General features: G+C 63.7%; 18 protein-coding genes. 13 read left to right on the top strand and 5 right to left on the bottom strand.

What is annotated here, in order from left to right:
- Window positions 1–33: 33 nt before the first annotated feature.
- Window positions 34–870 (bottom strand): biotin--[acetyl-CoA-carboxylase] ligase, encoded by an 837-nt coding sequence (locus tag ACNEOT_RS12025; RefSeq protein ID WP_415974267.1) that lies wholly within the window; start codon window positions 868–870, stop codon window positions 34–36.
- A gap of 94 nt (window positions 871–964) precedes the next feature.
- On the opposite strand from ACNEOT_RS12025, the gene ACNEOT_RS12020 reads away from it, so the two are divergent.
- The 3 genes from ACNEOT_RS12020 to ACNEOT_RS12010 are packed head-to-tail and all read left to right on the top strand — an operon-like array spanning window position 965 to window position 3569.
- Complete coding sequence (locus ACNEOT_RS12020; protein WP_415974266.1) at window positions 965–2605, top strand: acyl-CoA carboxylase subunit beta; 1641 nt, start codon at window positions 965–967, stop codon at window positions 2603–2605.
- The gene (locus tag ACNEOT_RS12015) at window positions 2602–2904 is read left to right on the top strand and encodes an acyl-CoA carboxylase subunit epsilon (RefSeq protein WP_415974265.1); all 303 of its coding nucleotides are present in this window, start codon (window positions 2602–2604) and stop codon (window positions 2902–2904) included. The genes ACNEOT_RS12020 and ACNEOT_RS12015 overlap by 4 nt, the downstream gene beginning before the upstream one ends.
- A gap of 2 nt (window positions 2905–2906) precedes the next feature.
- Window positions 2907–3569 carry a Maf family protein gene (locus tag ACNEOT_RS12010; RefSeq protein ID WP_415974264.1) on the top strand — a complete coding sequence of 221 codons (663 nt, stop codon included), beginning with the start codon at window positions 2907–2909 and terminating at the stop codon, window positions 3567–3569.
- A 48-nt stretch (window positions 3570–3617) separates the two neighbouring features.
- On the opposite strand, the gene ACNEOT_RS12005 is transcribed toward ACNEOT_RS12010, so the two are convergent.
- Together ACNEOT_RS12005 and ACNEOT_RS12000 are read right to left on the bottom strand one after the other, a co-directional pair.
- Window positions 3618–4061, bottom strand: a complete 444-nt coding sequence (locus tag ACNEOT_RS12005; protein WP_415974263.1) for a flavodoxin domain-containing protein — start codon at window positions 4059–4061, stop codon at window positions 3618–3620.
- A 114-nt stretch (window positions 4062–4175) separates the two neighbouring features.
- Window positions 4176–5546, bottom strand: coding sequence for a hypothetical protein (locus ACNEOT_RS12000; protein ID WP_415974262.1), 1371 nt, complete (start codon window positions 5544–5546; stop codon window positions 4176–4178).
- A gap of 143 nt (window positions 5547–5689) precedes the next feature.
- On the opposite strand from ACNEOT_RS12000, the gene ACNEOT_RS11995 reads away from it, so the two are divergent.
- Window positions 5690–6967, top strand: a complete 1278-nt coding sequence (locus tag ACNEOT_RS11995) for a glycosyltransferase (RefSeq protein WP_415974261.1) — start codon at window positions 5690–5692, stop codon at window positions 6965–6967.
- Window positions 6968–6972: 5 nt separating this feature from the next.
- Here ACNEOT_RS11995 and ACNEOT_RS11990 read toward each other — a convergent pair whose 3' ends face one another.
- Window positions 6973–8316 carry a hypothetical protein gene (locus tag ACNEOT_RS11990; RefSeq protein ID WP_415974259.1) on the bottom strand — a complete coding sequence of 448 codons (1344 nt, stop codon included), beginning with the start codon at window positions 8314–8316 and terminating at the stop codon, window positions 6973–6975.
- Between the two features lie 548 nt (window positions 8317–8864).
- Between ACNEOT_RS11990 and ACNEOT_RS11985 the strand changes: the two genes are divergently transcribed.
- The 9 genes from ACNEOT_RS11985 (at window position 8865) to ACNEOT_RS11945 (ending at window position 19365) form a co-directional block, all read left to right on the top strand.
- Complete coding sequence (locus ACNEOT_RS11985) at window positions 8865–10313, top strand: condensation domain-containing protein (protein ID WP_415974258.1); 1449 nt, start codon at window positions 8865–8867, stop codon at window positions 10311–10313.
- A 46-nt stretch (window positions 10314–10359) separates the two neighbouring features.
- Entirely contained in the window at window positions 10360–11817 is a 1458-nt protein-coding gene (locus ACNEOT_RS11980) for a condensation domain-containing protein (protein WP_415974257.1), read from the top strand.
- On the top strand, window positions 11795–13168 hold the full coding sequence (locus ACNEOT_RS11975; protein ID WP_415974256.1) for a condensation domain-containing protein: 1374 nt from the start codon (window positions 11795–11797) through the stop codon (window positions 13166–13168). Before ACNEOT_RS11980 ends, ACNEOT_RS11975 begins: the two co-directional genes overlap by 23 nt.
- 210 nt (window positions 13169–13378) lie before the next feature.
- Window positions 13379–14275, top strand: coding sequence for a sulfurtransferase (locus tag ACNEOT_RS11970; protein ID WP_415974254.1), 897 nt, complete (start codon window positions 13379–13381; stop codon window positions 14273–14275).
- A complete protein-coding gene (locus ACNEOT_RS11965) occupies window positions 14272–14685 on the top strand; it encodes a SufE family protein (RefSeq protein WP_415974253.1) in 414 nt (137 codons plus the stop codon). Before ACNEOT_RS11970 ends, ACNEOT_RS11965 begins: the two co-directional genes overlap by 4 nt.
- A 117-nt stretch (window positions 14686–14802) precedes the next feature.
- Window positions 14803–16272: a condensation domain-containing protein gene (locus tag ACNEOT_RS11960; RefSeq protein ID WP_415975107.1), complete on the top strand. Its 1470-nt coding sequence runs from the start codon at window positions 14803–14805 to the stop codon at window positions 16270–16272.
- A gap of 128 nt (window positions 16273–16400) precedes the next feature.
- On the top strand, window positions 16401–18194 hold the full coding sequence (locus ACNEOT_RS11955) for an acetyl/propionyl/methylcrotonyl-CoA carboxylase subunit alpha (RefSeq protein ID WP_415974252.1): 1794 nt from the start codon (window positions 16401–16403) through the stop codon (window positions 18192–18194).
- A 65-nt stretch (window positions 18195–18259) separates the two neighbouring features.
- Window positions 18260–18682 carry a DUF1707 SHOCT-like domain-containing protein gene (locus tag ACNEOT_RS11950; RefSeq protein WP_415974251.1) on the top strand — a complete coding sequence of 141 codons (423 nt, stop codon included), beginning with the start codon at window positions 18260–18262 and terminating at the stop codon, window positions 18680–18682.
- Entirely contained in the window at window positions 18679–19365 is a 687-nt protein-coding gene (locus tag ACNEOT_RS11945; RefSeq protein WP_415974250.1) for a haloacid dehalogenase type II, read from the top strand. Before ACNEOT_RS11950 ends, ACNEOT_RS11945 begins: the two co-directional genes overlap by 4 nt.
- A gap of 192 nt (window positions 19366–19557) precedes the next feature.
- Here ACNEOT_RS11945 and ACNEOT_RS11940 read toward each other — a convergent pair whose 3' ends face one another.
- Window positions 19558–23241 (bottom strand): P-loop NTPase fold protein, encoded by a 3684-nt coding sequence (locus ACNEOT_RS11940; RefSeq protein WP_415974249.1) that lies wholly within the window; start codon window positions 23239–23241, stop codon window positions 19558–19560.
- Window positions 23242–23397: the final 156 nt, after the last annotated feature.

Genomic DNA, 23397 nt, shown 5'->3' with positions numbered 1-23397 from the left:
ACTCCGCAGGCTCCGCTCCTGCGAGAGATGGTCTCACGACAGAGGCCGAAGGTGAGTGACGTCTCCGGCCGCGACGGCCAGCACAGTCGGCCGAACGGATCCCGGTTGCTCCACCTCGATCACGATCCGGCCGTGCTCGTCGACGTCGACCGCGGTTCCCACCTTCTCTTCGCCGCCTGGCAGATCGACCCGAACGCGTTGCCCGATGGTGCCGCACCTCTCCCGGTACCGATGGGCGAGCGCGTCGGTCTTCCAGTTCGAATCCCGCCACGAATCCACCTCGGCGGCCATCCCGCGCAGGATCGCCCGAACCAAGGTGTCGCGGTCGAGAACCGCGGCTCCTTCGAGGGCGAGCGAGGTAGCCGTGGGTACCGGCAGCTCGTCCGCCGTCATCGACACGTTGACCCCCAGCCCGATGACCACCGTGGGTGAGGGGCCATGCGCAGCGACCTCGGCCAGGATGCCCGACACCTTCTTGCCCCCGATCAGGACGTCGTTGGGCCATTTCAGACGCGCATCGACCTCGCCGACTGTTCGCAACGCGTCGACCAGTGCGATTCCGGTCATGAGCGACGCCCACCCGAGCACCGCGGGATCGATACCCGGGAATTTGAGCAGCATCGACACCAGGATCTGTGACCGAGGCGCACCCGAGAACGGCCGTGAGTGCCTGCCGCGTCCGTTGCCCTGGTGCTCCGCGATCAGCGCCGTCCGGTCGGCGTAGTTCGCGGCCCCGGCGATCAGGTCGGCATTGGTCGAGCCGGTTTCTGCCACCACATCCACCCGAGACCACGAGGCCTGCGGGCCGTCCACCAGCGCCCGGCGGAGCGCGCGCACATCCAGCGGCGGGCGATCGAGGTTTGTCCACATGCGCACCAGCATATGGGCTCGCAGATCTGCAACGGTCTTCGCGAACCACCCTCGGTCGGGGCGCAGATCACACTCGCAGTTAAAGTTGTTCCCCATGACCAGCGTCCAGGATTCCACTGCACACGGGTCGGCCGAAACCCCCGATATCCATACCACTGCGGGTAAATTGGCCGATCTTCGTAAACGTCTCGCGGTTGCCGAGGTGCCCTCGGGTGAGGCTGCGGTGGACAAAGTCCACGCCAAAGGGAAGTTGACCGCGCGGGAGCGGATCACCGCTCTGCTCGACGAGGGTTCGTTCGTCGAACTCGATGCCCTGGCTCGGCACCGCTCACAGAATTTCGGGTTGGCCGACAACCGGCCCTTCGGTGACGGTGTCGTCACCGGCTACGGCACCGTCGATGGCCGTGATGTGTGCGTGTTCTCCCAGGACGCGACCGTCTTCGGTGGCAGCTTAGGTGAAATCTACGGCGAGAAGATCGTCAAGGTGATGGACCTGGCCGTCAAAACCGGCCGCCCCCTGGTCGGGATCAACGAAGGGGCCGGAGCCCGCATCCAGGAAGGGGTCGTCTCCCTCGGACTGTACGGCGAGATCTTCCACCGCAACGTCCGCGCCTCCGGGGTCATCCCACAGATCTCACTGATCATGGGACCCGCTGCAGGCGGGCACGTCTACTCCCCGGCATTGACCGATTTCGTGGTCATGGTCGACGGCACGAGCCAGATGTTCGTCACCGGACCCGACGTCATCAAAACCGTCACCGGGGAGAACGTCACGATGGAAGAACTCGGTGGCGCGCACACCCACATGGAGAAATCCGGGGTCGCGCACTACGTCGCGTCCGGCGAACACGACGCCCTGGACTACGTCCGCGACCTCCTCTCCTACCTGCCGTCGAACAATCGGGCCGATGCCCCGCGCACCGTCCCGTCGGACCCGGTGATCGGATCCATCGAAGACTCCTTGACCGCGGAGGACCTCGAACTCGACACCCTGATCCCGGATTCACCGAACACCCCGTACGACATGCACGAGGTGATTCGACGGATCCTCGACGACGACGAATTCCTCGAAGTGCAAGAAGGTCGGGCCCGCAACATCATCGTCGGGTTCGGGCGTATCGACGGCCGCTCGGTGGGGATCGTGGCCAATCAACCCACCCAGTTCGCGGGAACACTCGATATCGATGCGTCGGAGAAAGCGGCGCGGTTCGTGCGCACGTGTGATTGTTTCAACGTTCCGATCATCACCCTGGTCGATGTGCCGGGCTTTCTGCCCGGGACCGGCCAGGAGTACAACGGCATCATCCGTCGTGGCGCGAAACTGTTGTACGCCTACGGGGAAGCGACGGTCGGGAAGATCACCGTCATCACCCGCAAAGCGTACGGCGGGGCGTACGACGTGATGGGATCCAAGCACATGGGAGCCGACGTCAACCTCGCGTGGCCGACCGCGCAGATCGCGGTCATGGGAGCCTCGGGTGCCGTCGGGTTCGTGTACCGCAAGAAACTGTTGGAGGCCGCCAAGAACGGCGAGGACGTCGACGCGCTACGCCTGACGTTGCAGCAGGAGTACGAGGACACCCTCGTCAACCCGTACATCGCGGCCGAACGCGGCTACCTCGACGCCGTCATCCCCCCCAGTCACACCCGCGGACAGATCGTCACCGCACTACGACTACTCGAACGCAAACAAGTCACCCTCCCACCCAAGAAACACGGAAACATCCCCCTATGAACGACGCAGCGAATCATGACGCAGTGAGCGGCGCGAACCACGACGCAGTGAGCGACGAGGCTGCCGGGACGAACGACGCTGTCTCCGAGGTTGCTCCGGCCATTCGAGTGGTGAAGGGCAATCCCAGCGACGAGGAGCTTGCCGCTCTGGTGTCGGTTCTTACGGCCGCCCAGAACGGATCTTCGTCGACGAGCGATCCTCGGCCTCGAGAGCTGTGGGGTTCGCCCGAGTTGCTGCATCGCCGGTTCGCGCCTCAGTCTGCGTATTCGTATGCCGCTTCGGGGCGCTACCCACGGTGACGATGCCGTCCTCCGAGGCCGCGACGGGCCCTGTTCGCTTGGTGCTGGCGTCTGCGTCGCCGGCTCGTCTGTCGGTGCTCCGCGGTGCCGGGGTCGAGCCGATCGTCCGGGTATCGGGTGTCGACGAGGATGCACTGACCTCGGCGCTCGGGCCCTCTGCGTCTCCGGAAACGGTGGTCACGGAGTTGGCCCGAGCCAAGGCGGCGGCGGTGGCCGAGACGTTCTCGGGTTCGGCCGACGACCTGGTGATAGTGGGCTGCGATTCGATGTTGTCGATCGGCGGCGAGCTACACGGAAAGCCGCATTCAGTTGACGTGGCGCGCGAGAGATGGCAGTCCATGGCGGGCAACAGCGGCGAACTGCTGACCGGCCACGCAGTGCTGAGGGTGACGGGCGGCCTGGTCGTCGCACAGGCTGCGGCGCACAGTTCGACCACCGTGCATTTCGCGACGCCGTCCACGGCGGATCTCGAGGCCTACCTCGCCTCCGGCGAGCCGCTGCTGGTGGCCGGAGCGTTCACGCTGGACGGGCTCGGCGGCTGGTTCGTGGACCGCATCGAAGGCGATCCGTCGTCGGTGGTCGGTATAGGCCTACCGCTGGTGCGAACCCTGCTCACTCGTGTGGGCACGTCGTTGGCCGCTCTCTGGGACCAGACGCCGTCGTGAACGATGCGGCTCCGCCGGCCGTCGCGCCGTCGGAGCCGGGTCCCGACGTCAGGGCAGCAGGTCGATCAATTCGCGAGCCCACTCCTCGGCCATGGTCTTCGGCTTGATGTTCGAGGAACTGTCGTGCCGAGCGTGGGTACCGACCTGCTTGCCGCCGAGCTCGGTGAGCTTGTCTGCGATGATCTCGCCGCCGCGGTTGAAGGTGTCCTCGTAGACCCGGTCACCCAGTCCGAAGATGGCGAACTGCAGGCCGGCGAGGTCGGGAGCGTCCTCGACGAGTGCATCGAAGAAGGGTTCTGCACCGGTGGGGAGTTCTCCGTCACCGTAGGTGGAGCAGATCACCACGTGGAAGTCGTTCGTGTCGATGTCGGACACCTCGTATTCGAGCATGTCGCGCACCTCGGCGTCATGATCGCTGAGCACGTCCGCAATCTTGTCCGCGACCTCTTCGGCCGTACCGGTCTCGGACCCGAACAACACGACCACTGCCATGGATCGCTCCCCTTTTCTCGCACCTGCCCGAACACTCGAACAGTCGGAAAGCATAGCTGCACCGGCAATCCGGCCGAAATCCGTCCTTACATGCATTTGTGACTTGTCTCGAGGTCACCAGAATTCGGGAGTGAGGCCCCATCGCTCGAACTCGGCCCCGACGAGCCCACGCAGGTGTTGCTTGCTGGGAAAGCTGTCCGGATCGAGTCCGGTGACGCACAGGGTTGCGCGTTCGCCGGATTCGTTCCACCAGGCGCTGACGCCTCCGCCGGTGCGGCGCAGCAGGGCCACGTCGGTGTTCTGTGTGATCGACCTCATCGCCACCGCGGTGGCGTCGACACCGCCGATGGCGCGGAGGGCGACTCCTCGGGCACCGAGATTCGAGCACAGGCACAGCGGTGCCGATCCCGACGCGGCGAGTTTGGCCACGATGGCGTCGGGCAGCACCTGCATCAGTGGTTTGAGGAGCTCGAACGTCGTCGTGACCGTGCGATCGGCCTGGGTCGTGAATGCTTGCTTGCTCGACGCTCGAATCGCTCCGAGGTCATCGCGGTACTCCCCTCCCCCGTCGACCTGGATCGAGACACCCGATGTCGCGTTGGCCCGCCGGTCGCCCGCAGTTCGGGTACTGACCGGAAGGGCGACACGCACTCGGTCCTGCGTCGTGATCCGTCCGCTCCCGGTCAGGATCCCCAGCACCACCGCGACCAGCAAACTGTTGGAGCTTCCGCCTTTGCGCGCTGCGGCAGCAGACCAGTCCGCGGAGAGGCAGTCGACGACGACGGTGCTCGGCCTCCACGTGCCCTCCGCAGGTGCGACGATCACGCGTGGGCGGTCCTTATCGGTAGTCGGTGCGCTGCTGCCTGCGTCGGCCGACGACGTGGATCGTGCCCGAACCGCCTCTACCGCGGTGCGTCCGAGCGCTCGCGCCGCACCCGAGAGTGCAGCCCCGATCCGGCCGACACCGTCAGCGAGATCGGCACCGATGTGCGCGATCGCCGACTCGGAACCCTGCTCGACGGGAGCGAAATCGTCGGGGACGGCGCGGCCGGACAGTGCGGCAGCGGCGGCGGAGGTCAAGGCACCGCCGTCCCCGACGACGTGGGAGCCGACCAAGGACACGACCGTGCCGCCCTCCTGCACCGAGGTCGCCGACAGTCTCCACGCCGGTCCCTCGATCGGGTCCAACGTCACGGCGGCCTCGTCCTCGATCCACTGCTCGACAGCTGCGCGGGCGATCGGCGATCCGATGAACACGGGATCGGCAGCTCGCCGTGCCGAGGTCCAGCTGTCCCGCGCGCCGGGCACCCGCGACCGCCGAACGGAGCGATCGATGGGGCCTGCGGCAAGCAGGTTCCACATCGATTCGAGCGCGTCGAGTGCGACGGGACGGTCGAACCGCCAGACGATCTGATTCACCACGGGTACTCCGAGTACGCATTCCATGCGGAGGAACAGGTCGTCGTCGTACGTCAGTCTTTCCACCACGAGAGACTATCGCCGCACGGGTGCGGTCGCAGGTGGGCCGCAAATGTGTTTCGCACCATATGTTTTCCGCATCGGGCTGTGGCGGGCGGTACTGATAGGTTGTTTCTCGATCCGACGCCGAGGCGACTGCGAGTGACCGTATGAAGTTCGTGATGCCGTTCAACGGAAGCCGTGGCGACGTGACGCCCGGACTGGCACTCGGTGTCGAACTCGCAGATCGCGGACACGACGTCGTATTCGGCGCACCTCCCAATCTGGTGGATTTCGCTCGCGCGACCACCGCCGAACACGAACGAATCCGCGTGGTTTCGTTCGGGCCCGACACCCATCGCCTGTTGGAGTCGGAGCTGATCAGGGTACGAATCAAGTCGCGTGATCCGCGAACCAGAATGGCAGCGCTCGCAGAACTGGCCAACTACGGCTGGGACCAGATGACGGCCGAACTCGAGCAGATGGCGCAGGGCTGCGACGCGGTGGTCACCGGGTCACTGGGGCAGGAGATGGCGTTCAACATGGCGGAGTCCGCAGGCAATGCGTTTGTCGTACTGCATTATTGCCCGCTCCGGCGCAACGACGTGGTGCCCGTGACGCCGGGTGTGACCTTGCCGGGCTTCGTCAACCGATCGATGTGGGCCCTTGCGGAGTCGATGCGCTGGAGATCGATGAGGACTCGCGAGAACGCCCAGCGAGTGTCCTTGGGTCTGGCACCGACCCGCGATTCGTTGCCCGTTCGGTCCGAACGTTACGGCGGGGTCGAAATTCAGGCCTACGAGTCGGCACTGTTCCCCGGGCTCGCCGAGCAGTGGGGCCCAGCGCGTCCGTTCGTCGGATTCCTGGGCCTGAGCAGTGGGAATTTCGACTCCGATCCCGCGCTGGAGGAGTGGTTGCTGGCAGGCTCTGCGCCGGTGTACTTCGGCTTCGGCAGCATGCCTGTGCCGGACCCAGCGGCGTTGTTGCGCATGATCGAGAACGTGACGGGACGGCTCGGCGTGCGCGCTCTCGTCTGCGCCGGCTGGAGCGACCTTGCCGGTGCCGATTCGGTTGCTGCCCAATCCAATTCCAACATGATGATCGTGGAGTCGGTCGATCATGCGAGCGTCTTCCCGCGCTGTCTGGCTGCGGTTCACCACGGTGGTGCGGGTACGACCGCCGCGACTGCGCGGGCCGGTATCCCGACGCTCGTGTGCTGGTTCAGCGCCGATCAACCGTTCTGGGGAGCCGCGCTACGTCGGATCGGAGCCGGAACCAGCACCAAGTTCACCTCGCTGACCGAATCCCTTCTGCAGCAAGGCATCAGCGATGTCACCACCGGCCGGGCCAGGCAGGCGGCACGTCGACTCGCCGACGCCGTGGCCCCGACGGCCACAGCGGTGGTAGTGGCTGCCGACATCGCCGAGTCGGCCGCGCGGGACCGCTGACACCGTCACCAGAATCGCGGCGAGAGTTCCCATCGACCGAGCGCTTCGGTGACGTGGTCTCGCAGACCCTGCTCGTCGATGAAGCGGTCGGGATCCATGGCGTGGACGGTCACTGTGACGCTCGAGTCCGTCTCACACATCCAGGCTGTCAGGCCACCGTCCAGCGAGCGCGCGAATGCGGCATCGGCACCGAAGAAAGTCGCTCTGCCCGAGACTGCGCGGGCACGGACGCCCGCCACCGTGATGAAGTCCTCGGGCAGGACGCCCAGGTTGGACGCCAGCCCTTCGGCTCCGTCACGCGGTTGCGGGACACGTGCAACCACCGCGTCGGGAAGCATCTGCACGAGGGCCTGCGAGATACCTGCGGGCTGCTGGCCTGCTGCCTGCCGTGCAGCGAGAGCGGTGAATGCAGCCTTGCTGATTGCCCGGATCGCCGTCAGGTCGCGGTCTGCGGCATCGGTGACCGGGACCGCGATCTTCACGATTTTGGTGGCATTGGAGCGGGTGTCGGTGGCGGTGCGATCACTGACCGGCAGAGACCACTGCACCGTGTCGCCTGTCGTGGCCCGCCCGGCCTGCCCGGATGCTGCGGTCAGAACCGCAATGAACAGGGAGTTCGACGTACCACCCCACCGCCCCGCGGTTGCCTTCCACGTGGCCGCGTCCACCTCGAACACCAGATGGGGCGATGCCCAGTCGTGGTCCACCGCTTCGGTCGCTGGATCGGAACGCGTCGGGCGTGAGACCGGGGCGGGCGCAACCGGGCCGGATCGGGTACGCATCGGCAGAGCCGAGACAGCCGTGTCCATCAGCCATCCGGCAACGGACCGTACCTGCTCCGCGGCGTCTCGCAGATCCGAGCCGACGGCCGCGATCCCGTCCACGCCCGGAGCCAACCGCCGTTGCTGGGACCGGGAATTCGCAGCACGGACTGCAGCGATCAGAGCACCGCCGTCGGCGACCATGTGCGAGGCCACCAGCGAGAGCACGGTCCCGCCGTTCGTCAGCGATGCTGCCGCCAAACGCCATCCGAGACCCGTCTCGGGATCGATGTCCGAATCGAGTCGACCGTCGGCCCAGACCAACACCTCGGCCGGGTCGATGAATTCCGGATGAATGTCCAGTGAATGAGAAACATTGGAAGGCACCCATCGATCGCGGGCAGTCGGCACCGTCGCCCCGACCACACGACGAGCAAGCAAACCGTCGGACAGGTGGTCGCGCAGTGTTTCCAGGTTTTCTCGCTGAATTGTTTCGTCGAACCACCACAGGAACTGGTTGTAGACGGGATATCCGATGCCGTGATGCATTCGCAAGAACAGGTGATCGGCAAATCCAATTCGAGTCACGCGCCGAACCTACTACATCCCCCAAATACCGGCAGTGGTGCCAATTCTTCACCCACTACGCATTCGCATTCGGCAATACATGCATTGAAAAAACAACTCGACTGTGTCCCACACCATGTTCGGGCCCAGTCGTGGCGTGGGTCGTGTTGTCACCCACGGGCCGAGTTGCACCACACCGTCACCTGGGAGGCACCAGCGAAGCCGCCGGCCTCGGCAGTGATTCGGCCGTACGAGGCGGCAATCGGATCAGTTCCGACCGAGGCCGGAAGACCTGCGGTCAAGACTCCCGATAGTGAGAAGTATTACTTTTACGCGTCGCGAAATAATTTCACTTTCGCCCTATCGTGAGTGCTGGACTCGCTTCGGGTCGACGGCAATGACGTTGTTCTTTCAATGTGGAAAGCAGCAATCGAACAGCAACCGAATAAACGATGAGTCGGCTGCGTGCACCATCCATTGCTTTACAAATCCGACTCGATCGTAATCGAACGCACAACACCGAACCAACGCCGAACACCGCTGGCCGTGCCGGAACGGAAGAGGACCTCATGGAATACACCGAACTCGCTGACTACCCCCTTCCCGCTGGACGCCTCACCGAGTGGGTCCCCCGTGTCGACGACGACCGGTGGGCACCGGACCCCCGCGGTCTGTCCTTCACACATCAGGATCACTGCGAGCGCAGCGCACCGGGCTCGTGGATCGGCACGGTGTTCGAGATTCATCGCCGCTACGACGTCGAGGCAGTGCGGGCAACCATCGCCGCGTACATGGGTCGTCACGAAGCATTTCGGACCAAGGTTCGGCGCGACGAGACATCGGGTTCGTGGCTGCGGTACACCGCACCGACCGATGCAGTGCGGGTGACGGATCGGGCGCACACCGAGCCTCGGACCGAGACTCAGGTCTTCAGCCATCTGCACTCCTGGTTCGGCGAGACCGTGTCGCCGACGGCGTGGCCGCACTTCGTTCTCGCCACCATCGAGCCCGACGACGCCTCGCGCGCTCTCTCGAACGGGCCGGGAGAGTCGTTCCTCCTCGCTTTCGCCGCCGACCATTCCGTGATGGACGCCTACAGTCAGATCTACGCCATCAACGAGATCGACCGGCTCTACGCACACGCCCTCGACGGCATCGACCCGGAACTGCCCGAGGTCGGTAGCTACGTCGATTTCAGCCAGTCCGAGCGGGCACTCGGCGAGACGTTGACCGGCGACCACAGTGCCGTTCGTACCTGGCAGGACTTTCTGGCCGTGGAGGACGGGCGCTTTCCGGCCTTCCCACTTCCGGTGACGGTCGATCGCGCACTCGCCGCCTCCGGCCCTGCCGCTCAGAGCAGCATCTCGTCGTGGCTGCTGACCTCCGATCAATCCGATGCCTTCAACGCCGCGTGCCGCGGTGCCGGGTACAACATGCAGGCCGGAATACTCGCCGCTCTGGCGCTGACCAACCTTCGCCTGTCCGGACGCACGTCGTTGCGCACCGTCATGCCGATGCACACCAGAGACGAGCAGAAGTGGGCCGCGTCGGTCGGCTGGTACGTCGGGATTCTGCCCATGGAGGTCCGGCTCGACGACGCTCGCACCTTCGGTGAGGCCCTCGAGGCCGCGGCAACTGCGGGCGCAGCCCACAAGGGGCTGGCACGGATGCCCTACTCGAAGATCGCCCAGATTCTCGAGTCGACCGAAATTCCCCGATTCGTGGTCTCCTACATCGACCTTCGGTTCCTTCCGGACGCCGCGCAGTGGCAGGGCCGAAAGGGTCGGGCTCTGCGAAGCAACTGCCACGCAGACGACGAGGTCTATTTCTGGGTGAACAGGACCCTCGAAGGGCTCAACATCTCTGCGCGATTCCCCAGTTCGGATGTCGCGTCCACCAACGTCCACCGTTTCATCACCGAGTTCGTCGCGGTGTTGACGGCGGTGATCGACTCCGAGAGTGGAACCGATACGGTGCTCACGTCGGCCTCGCAGTCGGTGGTCGTCGCCGCGGAGTGAGCCATCCGACCAGCCTGCGGCCCGTATCGAGGAGGATGAAGCGACGATGATCATCACCGCCATGGGTAAGTGGAATCCTGCTCCGGGTCGCCTGCTCGAGTGGCACCCGACGCCGGCTGCGCAGGCGAGTGCTGCCGCGGCACCGGTCGACCCGGCTCCGCCTTCCTTCCTTCAGGAAGATCACCTCAAGGCGGCGTGGGCGGCGCGTGAACGCGGCGATGTCCACACCGCTTACACAGGGGTTGCTACCGAGATCGACGGCGACGTGGACACGGACGCGATGGGCCGCGCTGTGGCGGCGTACGTGCTTCGCCACGAAGGACTGCGGTGCTGGTTCGAGGTCGAGGGCAACGATGTGGCTCGACATCTCGTCGCGTCTGACGATCTCGCGTTCGAGGTGTCGGACGCCGGTGAGTCCACCGACGACGACCAGTTCCAACGCTATGTACGCCAACGCTTCTCGACCGAGGCGACCGCGGACGTCTGGCCGGGGTTCGTCGTCGGGGTCGTGTCCAGACCAGGCAGCTTCACCCTGTACTACGGCGCAGACCACGCGTTCACCGACGGCGGTTCGCAGGCGTTGGTCGTCAGTGAGCTCGCCGATCTGTACGCACTCGAAACCGGTGCGCGGGTACCCGAACTCGCGCAGGCAGGTAGCCATCTGGCCTACGCCGCCGACGAACGCGCACGGGCCGCGAGCTTCGGGGCCGATTCTCCCGAAATCGCCGCCTGGCGAGACATTTTCACCCGGCACGACGGCCGGATGCCCCGCTTCCCCCTCGACCTGGGTCTCGCGCCGGGTGAGCGGGCTCCGGTCCGTATCGTAGAACGCGACCTGCTGGACAAAGACCTGACGGCTGCATTCGACGCCGCATGCAAGGCCGCCGGGGCACGGATGAGCAGTGGCATCTTCGCCGCCGTCGCGATCACCGACTTCGAGCTGGCGCATGTCACCGACTATTTCGGGATCACCGTGCTGAGCACCCGGCACCACGGTGACTACGGTCAGTCTCAGGGTTGGTTCGTCAATTTCGCTCCGGTCGCGTTCGAGGTCGCGGGAAACGACAGGTTCTCCCAGGTCGCAGCTCTGGCCCACCGTGGCTTCGAGCAGGCCAAGCAGATTGCGGAGGCACCCGTGCACGCCGTGCTGGGCGCTCTGGCCGCCGACGGCACTCTGGGTAGCGAGCTGGCAGTGAGCCCGAACATGCTCTCGTACATCGACTTTCGCTGGTTCCCCGGTGTGGGGCGAGACGCGGACACCCGCGCGAAGCACTTCACCGGCGAGGGCTCGACGTCCAACGCATCGATGTGGATCAACCGAGACGGCGAGCACCTCTACCTGGTGGCACAGACCCCCGATACCGACACTGCTGCCGCATCGGTGCAGCATTACCACGACCATCTGGCGCACGTACTGGAAACCATTGCCCGCGAAGGTGATTACGGCCTGACACTCGACCATCTCGTTCAGGAGCCGGCCGGTGCGGGTCACCTCGATCACTGAGTACACCCCGAGCGCGGGCGCGGTGGTCGAGTTCACCGCCGTCGCCACCGGCAGCGCGACACCGTCCCCGATTCATCCGTCGTTCAATCAGCAGTTTCATCTCGGTGATCTGGGCGAGGCCGAGCGCGTCTGGATCGCCGGAGCGTTCGACGTGCAGGGCAGCCTCGATCCCCAAGCACTCGCGTGGGCATTCGAGCGCCTGATCGACCGCCACGACACCCTGCGCAGTTCGTTCGTTCCCGCACCGGCCGGGGCTCAACGGATGCTCTACGAGCCGGGTTCCGTCCGAATGAAGCAATCGACGCGATCGACCTTCTCGTCGACGTCCGAGCTGCGCGGCCACCTCCGCAGCAGACTCGAACTGCTCTGCGATGCACGACGATTCCCGTCGTACACCTGTTTCGGAATCGATCGGCCGACCACCTCGACGGTGCTGTGCGCATTCGACCACGCCAACGTCGACGCCATGTCGATCGCAGTCGTCGTCGACGAGATCCACACGTTGTACGACGCCTATCGCCGCTGCCCCTCGAACCCGGAGGCGGACCTGCCTTCGGTCGGCGGGTTCGTCGAATACTGCCGGATCGAATCCACCGAGCCACTCGTCGATCCCACGGACGAGCGCATGGTGCGGTGGTCGACCTTCCTCACCGAGTGCGGTGGCACGACTCCGAGATTTCCGTTCGATCTCGGCGTCGACGAGGGTGAAACTGCGCCGCAGGCAACAACTGTCACTCCCCTGCTCGACGCGCAACACACTCTCGGTTTCGAGCAGTTGTGCGCCCGATCGGGAGCCGGAATGTTCGCAGGGGTGGTCGCGGCGATCGGACAGGCGTGCGCCCGCATCGGCGGGCCGAGCACTCTGCCTTTCCTGTTTCCGCTGCATACTCGCCATCGACAGGAATGGTCGCGGGCACTGGGCTGGTTCACCACCAACGCTCCCATGACCGTGCAGGTCGAAGCCGACCTCGCCGGCACGATCACCGCCGCCCACACCGCGTTTCGCGCAGCACTACCGCTGAGCACCGTCCCGATACCCCAGGTGCTGAGCAATCTCGGCGACGCCTTCACCCTGTCGCGTCGAGACGTGTTCATGGTGTCGTACATCGACTACACCAGGATCGGCGGACACGAGCAGTTCGACCGATCGAACGCACACCACATCAGCAATGCCACGGTGTCCGACGACGCGCAATTCTGGGTATCGCGTACAGCCTCCGGCCTGGCTCTACGGGCACGGTTCCCCGACACTGCAGCGGCACGTACGGTGATGGAGGCCTTCACCGCCGAACTCGTCGCGCTGATGAATGCGTCCACCACGACACCCGAAATCGCTGCATCGACGCCCTGACCCAGGCTCCACTCCCGCCCCCTGGGGTCATTCCGCAGGCTCCACTCCCGCCCCCTCGAGGTCATTCCGTAGGCTCCACTTCCGCCCCCTCGAGGTCATTCCGCAGGCTCCACTCCCGCCTCCCCATCGCGCAACCGCATAAGATCGACAGTGCAGACCGTTCACCCCCGGACGGGCCGCCAGCCGAATATCTTCCGTAGGAGCCGATACGTGCCTGTACCAACCGATTCCAACGCAACGTTCGCCGACTACGCGCACCCGGATCGCCTCGTATCGACCGAATGGCTGTCCGCTCATCTCGGTACCCCGGGACTACGCGTCGTCGAGTCCGACGAGGACGTGTTGCTCTACGACGTCGGCCACATCCCAGGCGCGGTCAAGATCGACTGGCATCTCGATCTCAACGATCCGGTCACCCGCGACTACATCGACGGTGAGCAATTCTCGAATCTGATGAGCCGCAAGGGCATTTCGCGAGAAGACACCATCGTGGTGTACGGCGACAAGAGCAACTGGTGGGCCGCATACGCGCTGTGGGTGTTCACTCTGTTCGGGCACCAGGATGTGCGTCTGCTCGACGGCGGTCGTGACGCCTGGTTGTCGGAGAACCGCGACACCACCCTCGACGTGCCCGAACTTCCCGCAACGGACTACCCGGTGATCGAACGCAACGATGCACCCATCCGCGCGTTCGCCTCGGACGTGCTCGGCTCGCTCGGCACGGTCCCACTGATCGACGTACGCTCCCCCGCCGAGTACACCGGCGAGCGCACCCACATGCCCGATTACCCCGAGGAAGGTGCACTGCGTGGAGGTCATATCCCCACTGCCGTGAGCATCCCCTGGGCCAAGGCAGCCGCACCGGACGGACGGTTCCGGTCTCGCAAGGAACTCGACGAGATCTACTCCGGTACCTCCGCGACCGACGACGTGATCGCCTACTGCCGCATCGGTGAACGATCGAGCCACACCTGGTTCGTGTTGACCCATCTGCTCGGCTACGAATCGGTTCGCAACTACGACGGCTCGTGGACCGAATGGGGCAACGCCGTTCGCGTTCCGATCGCCAAGGGTGAGGAACCCGGATCGGCTCCGGCCGCTCGATGAGTGCCCTTCCGGAATCGTTGGCCGAGATCGTCGAGGACTTCGCTGCGGTCGAGGGGCAGGACAAGCTGCAGCTGTTGTTGGAGTTCAGCCGCGAGCTGCCCCCGCTGCCGGAGCACCTCGCTCAGGATGCGATGGAACCGGTGCCGGAATGCCAGTCGCCGCTGTTCCTGTCGGTGGACGCCACCGATCCGGCACGCATCCAGCTCTACTTCAGCGCTCCGCCGGAAGCCCCGACCACTCGGGGCTTCGCCTCGATCCTGGCTCAGGGACTCGACGGTCTCAGCGCGCAGGAGATCCTCGACGTACCGGACGACTTCTATTCGGCTCTGGGGTTGAGCGACGCGGTCAGCCCGTTGCGACTGCGCGGCATGTCGGCGATGCTGGCGCGGATCAAGCGCCACCTGCGCTGACGGCGGTACCGAGCTGTCGTCTTGATCGATACATTCGGTGGTCGGTAGACTCCGGGTTCCGACGCTCTTTCCCCACCCACCCCCGAAGTGGCCGAACGAAGGCTGGTTGCTGCCGACATGGAATTCACGGAGTTGGCGGACTACGCGGTTCCCGCGGGGACGCTCACCGAGTGGATACCCAGTGTCGGCCCGCAGGCTCGCACTCCGGAAGCGGCAGGGTGGCGTCCCGATGCCCGGCCCACGTCGTACGTGCACGAGGCACACCTTCGTGCAAGTCTGAGCAGTCCTCGTCGCGGTCGCGAATCGTGGCTCGGTGCCGCCTTCGAGATTGCAGGTCCCCTGAACAAACCGGCATTTCGCCAGGCGGTTCTGAACTGGATCGACCGGCACGAAGCCATGCGTTCGGCCGCGTCGATCGACGAGGTATCAGGCGATATGACGCGCGTCACCGCCGCGCAGGGTGCCATCGACATCTGGCAGGTCGAGCAAGAACGGTGTGCGGAGTCGAGCGAGGTGTTCGAGCACCTGCAGTATCTGTTCGACGAGTTCACCTCGCCGCTGATCTGGCCCGCCTACGCGTTCGTGACCCTCGAACCGGTCGATGAGACGCGCCCCATCACCGTGTTCTTCGCAGCGGATCATTCGATCATCGACGGCCTGTCGACGGTGTTGGTCGCGCACGAGATCGCTGCTCTGTACGGCGAGGAACTCGGCGGTTCGCCCGCTGCCCTGTTCGAGGCGGGCAGCTACCTCGACTTCGGTTCCTCCGAACGCGAGAAGAATGCAGAGCTCGAGCATTCCCACGACGCGGTGAGAATATGGCGGGACTTCCTCGTCGACGGCGACGGCGAGCTACCGGCCTTCCCACTCGACATCGGCGATCCGAGCCCGGACGATCTGCCGCAGGGCGGTTTGTCCGCGTGGGTGCTGGACCCCGATCAAGCCGACTCGTTCTCGGTCGCCTGTCGCAAGACAGGGCACAGCCTGTTCGCCGGACTGCTCGCGGTTCTGGCCATCGCCGGCTCCGAACTGGGCGGCGGCACTCGTTTCCGAACAGTGACTCCGGTCCACACCCGAGACGAGCCGCAGTGGGCGTCCGCGTTGGGCTGGTTCGTCGGGCTCTGCCCCATCTCGTTCGACATCGCCGGTGCGGACTCGTTCGGTTCGGTGGTCGCGGCGGCGTCGGCGGAGGTGAAGAAGACCAAACCGATCGCCCGCGTTCCTCTCGATCGCGTGTTCACCACCCTGGGCTACTCCGCCCGCCCGCGGTTCGTCGTCTCGTTCATGGATGTGCGGTTCGCGCCGGCCGCAGAGCACTGGCCGGACTGGAACGCCCGAGCACTGCGCAGTAAGCAGTACCAACACGACGTGTACATCTGGATCAACCGCACGCCGCAAGGGATCAACATCGCGGCTCGCTACCCCAACACCGAGCAGGCAACTGGTCGAGTTCACGAGTACATCGGTACCTTCCGGACGCTGCTGACCGATGTGGCAGACACCGGGACGACGCAACTCCCTCTCGCGGACGACGAGCGATCCGAGATCGAACACAGCGACACCGGTCAGACCGTTACCAATCAGTAGTTCACGTCGACTCGACGCCGATGCACTGCAGCGTTGCGGACCGATTGCAGCGATGACAGTGCCGATGCTTAGACTCCGACGTGACGTTCGTAACGATGCACGCGAGAAATTCATCTGTAGGAGGCTCAGTGCCCAGCCATGCCAGTGCTCAGATCACCAAGGTTCTTGTTGCCAATCGTGGTGAGATCGCGGTGCGGGTGATCCGGGCGGCCGCCGATGCCGGGTTGGCCAGTGTCGCTGTGTACGCCGAACCCGATGCCGATGCCCCGTTCGTCCGCCTCGCCGACGAAGCGTTCGCCCTCGGTGGTCAGAGCTCCGCGGAGTCGTACCTGGTGATCGACAAAATCCTCGATGCTGCCGCCAAGTCCGGTGCCGACGCCATCCACCCCGGCTACGGATTCCTCTCCGAGAACGCCGACTTCGCCCAGGCCGTGATCGACGCCGGCCTGATCTGGATCGGACCGTCCCCCCAATCGATCCGCGACCTCGGCGACAAGGTCACCGCCCGCCACATCGCCGCCCGCGCCAAAGCACCCTCGGTCCCCGGCACCTCCGAACCGGTCAAAGACGCGAACGAAATTTTGGCGTTCGTCGACGAACACGGCCTCCCCATCGCCATCAAAGCCGCATTCGGTGGCGGCGGACGCGGCATGAAAGTCGCCCGCACCCGCGAGGAAATCCCCGAACTCTTCGACTCGGCCACCCGCGAAGCCGTCGCCGCATTCGGACGCGGCGAATGCTTCGTCGAACGCTACCTCGACAAACCACGCCACGTCGAAGCCCAGATCATCGCCGATCAGCACGGCAACGTCATCGTCGCCGGCACCCGCGACTGCTCCCTGCAACGCCGCTTCCAGAAACTCGTCGAAGAAGCCCCCGCCCCGTTCCTCACCGACGCCCAACGCAAAGAAATCCACTCCAGCGCCAAAGCCATCTGCCTCGAAGCCGGCTACTACGGCGCCGGGACCGTCGAATACCTCGTCGGCCAAGACGGACTCGTCTCCTTCCTCGAGGTCAACACCCGACTGCAGGTCGAGCACCCCGTCACCGAGGAAACCTCCGGCATCGACCTGGTCCTGCAACAGTTCCGTATCGCCAACGGCGAAGAACTCTCCATCAGCGAAGACCCCGAACCGCGGGGGCATTCGTTCGAGTTCCGGATCAACGGCGAAGACGCCGGACGCGGATTCCTGCCCGCACCCGGACCGGTCACCACCTTCACCGCCCCCTCCGGGCCCGGAGTCCGCGTCGATTCCGGGGTCGAATCCGGCTCGGTGATCGGTGGCCAGTTCGATTCGATGCTCGCCAAGCTCATCGTCACCGGAGCCACCCGCGAGGAAGCCCTCGCCCGCTCGCGCCGCGCACTCGCGGAGTTCACCGTCGAAGGGTTGGCGACGGTGATCCCGTTCCACGCTGCGGTGGTCTCCGATCCCGCGTTCATCGGCGACGGGGAATCGTTCTCCGTCCACACTCGCTGGATCGAAACCGAATGGGACAACCAGGTCGCCCCGTTCACCGCCGGACAACCCCTCGACGACGACGAGGTCCTGCCGCGGCAGTCCGTCGTCGTCGAGGTCGGAGGCCGCCGCGTCGAAGTCTCGCTACCCGGCGAACTGACCCTCGGCGGCGGCAACAGTGGACCGGCCGGTGCGGTGCGGCGTAAACCGAAAGCGCGTACTCGTGGTGGAGCCGGAGCAGGAGCGGCATCCGGTGACGCCGTCACCGCACCCATGCAGGGGACGGTCGTCAAAGTCGCTGTCGACGAAGGGCAGAGCGTCGAAGCAGGGGAGCTCATCGCCGTCCTCGAAGCGATGAAAATGGAAAACCCCGTCAACGCCCACAAAGCCGGCACCATCACCGGCCTGACCGTCACCGCAGGCGACGCCATCACCCAAGGCACCGTCCTCACCGAAATCAAGTAGGGGACTCATCGGTAGGCCGAACGTCGGCAGTGAGCTGAGAACTCGGACAGCGCTACCCTGTAGCAATGTCCGAGCTTCCGGAAGTACGTATCGGTACCGCTGATCGAGAGAAGGCGCTCGAGGCGCTGAGTCTGCACTTCAGCGAAGGTCGTCTCACTGTGCCCGAGTTCGACGAACGCAGCGCAACCGTCGCTTCCGCTACGACGCGTGGGGAGATCGAGAAGGTATTCATCGATCTCCCCACCGTGTCGGGCACGTCCCACACCCCCGTCCAGCTCGGGAAATCGCCGGCACCGGCAGAGGACGGTGCCGGAATCGACTGGCGCGCAGTGGTGATGCCGCTGGTTATTTTCGGTTCGATGGCGTTGTTCTTCCTGACCGATTTCGATCAGAAGTGGCTCTTCTTCCTTCTCATTCCGCTGGCGGGTGCGCTTCTGTCCGCAGGTGGGCATTCCGAGGGCAAGAAGAAGAAAAAGAAGGACCGTTGAAGGCGCTGCTGTTCGACGTGTTCGGCACGGTAGTCGATTGGCGCACGAGCGTCGCTCGCGAAGTCGGATCGCTCTGCGGTTCCGATGTCGACAGCTACGCGTTCGCCGACCGTTGGCGCAGCCTTTATCAACCGGCGATGGAGCAGGTTCGGTCGGGCGCTCGTCCGTTCACTCGCCTCGATCGACTCCATCACGAGTCACTTTCGACTGTATTGTCCGAGTTCGACATTCAGCTCGGAGACGCTGACATGGCGTCCTTGAATCTCGCGTGGCATCGATTGGATCCGTGGCCTGATTCGGTGCTCGGGCTCACGCGGCTGCGCACCGAGTTCATCATCGCCCCACTCTCCAACGGCAACATCTCACTGCTGCTCGACATGGCCAAGAATGCCGGACTGCCGTGGGACGCGATCCTCGGCGCAGAACCAGTACGGGCGTACAAGCCCATGCCCGACGCGTATCTGCGCACGGCGGACATTCTCGGTCTAGAGCCGAGCGAGTGCATGATGGTCGCCGCGCACAACAGTGATCTCGCTGCCGCTGCCGACTGCGGCTTCGCAACTGCATTCGTCGCCCGCCCTCTCGAGCACGGACCGGCTCAGACCACCGACCTCGCTGCCGAGTCCGACTGGACCTACAGTGTCGACTCGATCGAATCTCTCGCAACGCAATTGGGCTGCTGAACGACACGCGGTTGATAGTTTTCCCGCTTCCGTGATGGATTCCACCGTCGACTAGCGGGTGATTGCGCTTGTTCTAAAAGTTCGTTGCCAGAAGAGCACTACACATCGAATCGTTTACCGAGCACCAGGAAAGCAACCGTGCACAACCTGCGGCTTCCATGCAATGCGGAGAATGTGCAAGCTCATCACCACTTAACGGGTGAGAAGCCTGCCCAGGAGTCCTTTCCTAGGAGTGATCAGCTGCAGGAACTCCAGTTGTTTGATATGCGACTTTGGCAAAGGGTCCTTATATCGATCGAGTGATTCAGTGAACATTTTGTTCAGTGCGGCTTTTGCTTGGCGACTCTCGGCTCCATCTGCCCAAATCATGAGTTCGGCTGCGGTGCGCACGTCTTTGGCGGTATCTCGGCTGATTAGGTCAGTGGCGAGTTCTGTGCAAGAGCGACGTACCCGACGCAGTTGAGTGCTGTCATCGGCCGGGTGTTCAGCCCGTGTGAGGCGTTCGACGGCTACTGCCCGGTCAGCTGCCCGAGTAAGCTCAGCCAGCGAGGATCTGACGATGTCGACGGCCTCGTGGCCTAAACCTCCTCGGCCAACGGAGGTCAGTAATTGTTGTGCAACCTTGGACTTGTAAATGACCAGCCAAATCTGAGTGCGGTCGTGTACCGACAGGGTGTCGCAGTACTCCCCAAACGCGGCCGCGGTGAATGGGACAGTACCAACCAGTCCTCGAACCTCGACAGGGTCAGGCGACAGAGACAGCCATGCACTGGTCAGATCGGTGTCAACCTCGGCGGCAGGGAGAGCGCCTAGCTCGCCAGAAGGCGGCGCAGCGCCTCCGTGGATTTGACGCATCTGCACCCGAATCGTAAGGACTGCAGTTTCTTCAGCCTCGCGCACCTGATAACGATCAATGGCGGCCGTGAGGCTTTGTGCCGCCTCGACTGGAAGTGTCCGCACCAGTGATATCCATCGATCAACAAAAATGGGATTTAGGGCGCATGTTTCGACTGCAACTTTCAAATCCTCGACGGCGGGTTCGAGTACGGATTCGCCAACAGTAGGCACCAGGGCCACCGATACATCCACCATGGTTTTCTTGCGGCTCCAGGCTATGTCCGAGGTTGTCACATCGCCGTCGACGTCGTTCCAGTCACCGGCCGCTGCGATTTCAGTCAGGCTCTGCACGAGAGTGCCAACGTCCAGCTTGGCAAGGAGCTGCACCTTCGCCACTGACTCCGGTAGCACAACTCGGACTTCGAGTGGAGACTCCAATATTGCTGGAAGAAGTCGGTCTTTCAGTACCTCGCCCGCAAGGGACGATATAGCCTCTGTGGTCACCTGATCGAGTTCCTGTAACTGTGTGGCCCATGACACCCACTCGTGACTTGGGGAGTACAGCAGACCCAATAGTGCGTGCTTGGCGCGCAACGTAGATGAGGACATTGTCGAGATCAGGGAATCGACGTTTTCGAGTACCCACGAGCGAAGGGAGTCGCTCGATTGCCACGACTGCGCGGGTATAAGTATGGCGGACAACAGCTCCTCGTAGTCTGTTCTTTGTCGAGCGGAATCGACCAACGATCGGAGTCTCGCAGCGCCGTCACCTGTCGGTGAGGAGACGATCACTTCCTCCGCTGCGGTGGTCGCGTCGGACGCCCGTGAGAGTGGGGTCGGATGCGTCGAGGGTTCTTCCATCCGCTTGAGCGTTCCGAAAACAGCCGGGGCTGCGTCGGTCCACAGCTTTATCGCACTACTGTTTGGCAATGTCCGGAGTGCCGTCATCAGAGGATTGGGCCGGTCTTCGAAGTCGTCTGTCAGGAACTCGGTCAGTCGAATGGCACCGTCGGGGTGGACATACTGAAGGGCGGCGGACAGACGTTCCAGCAGTGGATCGTCGACAGGCTCTGTCTCCGTAACCTTCTCCAAGATTGCGTCGGTGACATCCGATCGCTGTGCCCATGCGGCAACCAAAAGCGCTCCCGGCAAAGAGGATGTGGTGAGTGTGTTGGCATTCGATGCCGCAATCAGGGATGGGGATGTGTCTGTGGCAATTGTGTTGCGAGTGCTGTCGTCACTGTGATCAATGAGTTCAATTAGGCGACATGCAGATTCGTATGCGAAGCTACGCCCGGGCCCATAGCTGTTATCGCCTTCAGTGACGAGCAGAGGTATGGCGATTGCCAAAACGTGCGAACCCTGTTCGCGGAATGCGGCCACAACTGTGTCCGGAGCTGTGTCTGTCGCATAGTCAATCATATCGCCGAGCGTCGGGTCTCCTAGGGAGTCGCGACCGCTTGCCGCTTGTAGGTACAGCAAGTCCGGACGCGGATCCGAGATGCCTGCGGCGTGCACTTTGGACAAGTACATTCGGAGATGGCGGCGCAGAGTTAGATCCGCGAGACGGAGGTCTTGTACTCCCTTCGCCGAATCGTCGTCCGTCAGGAGAGCCCCTGCTGGGGATTCGCTGACGTCGGGGTTGGACTCGTCGGCATCGGAGCGCTCCCGTGGGCGAGGAGTCTGCGTGGTTTCTCGTCGGGAAAGCAGGAAGCGGTCGATGACCAATTGAATCTGTTCCGTGTTCGCGGCTTCGTCTCCGCGCAGATAGCTCAGTAGCCGCGGCACACGTCGCAGCTCGTCGGCTACGGCGGGGAACTCGGTCTGTAGAACAGTAAGCGTAGCAATCTCGTGGGCTCGGTCGCTCCATCCAATTCCGCGTGCTTGCGCGATTCGTGCGTTGGTGGCGAAGTTATTGAGAAGGACTTTGACGCGGCGGGGACTCCGAACGTGAACGGGTATCAGGGCGAAAACAGCCAACTCGAACGCGTTGTCGCCACGCTCTCGAAGCTCTTCCCACAACCCGCCTTGCGCGTTGACCAGCTCATAAGCGAACCGCGTCAGTGCACGTGATCTTAAGGGCGGCAACGCAATTTGATGCTGAAAGATTTTGTCCAGGAACGCGCCTGGCGTTGCGTAGTACGGCTCATCCTCGCGCACTGGCTTGGCTTGGGGGACTTCCCTGAGTGATTGCTCGATAACTTCCCGATCGGCGGCAACTATAAAACTGCAACCGTCCTCGTCAAGAAAGGTTTTTAGGTCTTTGAGGGTCGCGACAACATCGCTGGGCGCGCAGCGGTCGAGTTCGTCGATGAACACTACTAGTCGCTCCGCCCGCTTTGATCGCACTTTGGCGACTAGCTTGACGAAGCGTTTGGCGAATTGGTCCGATCCGACCGGTGCCGGAGTTTTCGTAGTCACCGTGGCACCCTGAAGTACCTGCGGTCCGACCACGACCGCGATGAGGGCGAGACCGAAGACCGTTCCGGCTTGAGGGATGAGAACGCCTGCGGCGTCGACGAAGGTCGATTTTCCGAGTTTGACCGCAACTAATAAAAGGACGCTCAACCACAGCGCTGCCACTGCAGCCGCGATCCCAAGCCCGACGGCGAGGGATGTCTTATTCGAGCAGATCCACTTTCCTAGATGAAGACGCGCCCTGCTTTGTTCGTGTTCCAGACCATCACTGAAATCTGGGTCGTCTCCGAAACCAAGGTCGCCCGCAAGACTGTGGATGAAGTTGCGCTTAAGATCCTGGCCGCCGTATTTCCAGGCGTCGTATCTGACAACGCGCACGCTTTCCCCGGCGGTGTTCGCGAGGTGCTGGGCAATCATGCTGTAGATGCTCGATTTCCCTGATCCCCATGCGCCGAATAATGCGATGTTTGTGGGCGTGGCCGCTGTCGCTGCAATCTCGGCGACACTCTGCGCGATCGCGCTGTGGTCAAGCAGATCTGCATCTTCGGATGCAAGTCTGTTGTCCGGAATCAGATCGCCATCGACGATCAACTGATTCCCACGTTTGCTCGTCTGCCGCACTGGCTACCCTTCGCCGATTTGAAGTAAAGCGTAACGGTAGGTTCTGACATCGCACGACATCTAAGCTGTGTAACTGATTGAAAAGTTCAGTTCGGGTCGGTCTGCGAACCGAACTGGGTTGCTTCCTGTGGCTCTTGATGTGCGCTTTACCCGGAG

Origin of the sequence: Rhodococcus sp. 077-4 (assembly GCF_047782425.1) — a bacterium.
In the GTDB taxonomy this organism is placed as follows: Bacteria; Actinomycetota; Actinomycetes; order Mycobacteriales; family Mycobacteriaceae; genus Rhodococcoides.
This window is presented reverse-complemented; position numbering and strand designations above follow the sequence as displayed.

Coding starts and splice junctions, on each gene's coding strand:
- ACNEOT_RS12025 (WP_415974267.1), bottom strand. CDS start 870: ATGTGGACAAACCTCGATCGCCCGCCGCTGGATGTGCGCGCGCTCCGC.
- ACNEOT_RS12020 (WP_415974266.1), top strand. CDS start 965: ATGACCAGCGTCCAGGATTCCACTGCACACGGGTCGGCCGAAACCCCC.
- ACNEOT_RS12015 (WP_415974265.1), top strand. CDS start 2,602: ATGAACGACGCAGCGAATCATGACGCAGTGAGCGGCGCGAACCACGAC.
- ACNEOT_RS12010 (WP_415974264.1), top strand. CDS start 2,907: ATGCCGTCCTCCGAGGCCGCGACGGGCCCTGTTCGCTTGGTGCTGGCG.
- ACNEOT_RS12005 (WP_415974263.1), bottom strand. CDS start 4,061: ATGGCAGTGGTCGTGTTGTTCGGGTCCGAGACCGGTACGGCCGAAGAG.
- ACNEOT_RS11995 (WP_415974261.1), top strand. CDS start 5,690: ATGAAGTTCGTGATGCCGTTCAACGGAAGCCGTGGCGACGTGACGCCC.
- ACNEOT_RS11985 (WP_415974258.1), top strand. CDS start 8,865: ATGGAATACACCGAACTCGCTGACTACCCCCTTCCCGCTGGACGCCTC.
- ACNEOT_RS11980 (WP_415974257.1), top strand. CDS start 10,360: ATGATCATCACCGCCATGGGTAAGTGGAATCCTGCTCCGGGTCGCCTG.
- ACNEOT_RS11965 (WP_415974253.1), top strand. CDS start 14,272: ATGAGTGCCCTTCCGGAATCGTTGGCCGAGATCGTCGAGGACTTCGCT.
- ACNEOT_RS11960 (WP_415975107.1), top strand. CDS start 14,803: ATGGAATTCACGGAGTTGGCGGACTACGCGGTTCCCGCGGGGACGCTC.
- ACNEOT_RS11950 (WP_415974251.1), top strand. CDS start 18,260: ATGTCCGAGCTTCCGGAAGTACGTATCGGTACCGCTGATCGAGAGAAG.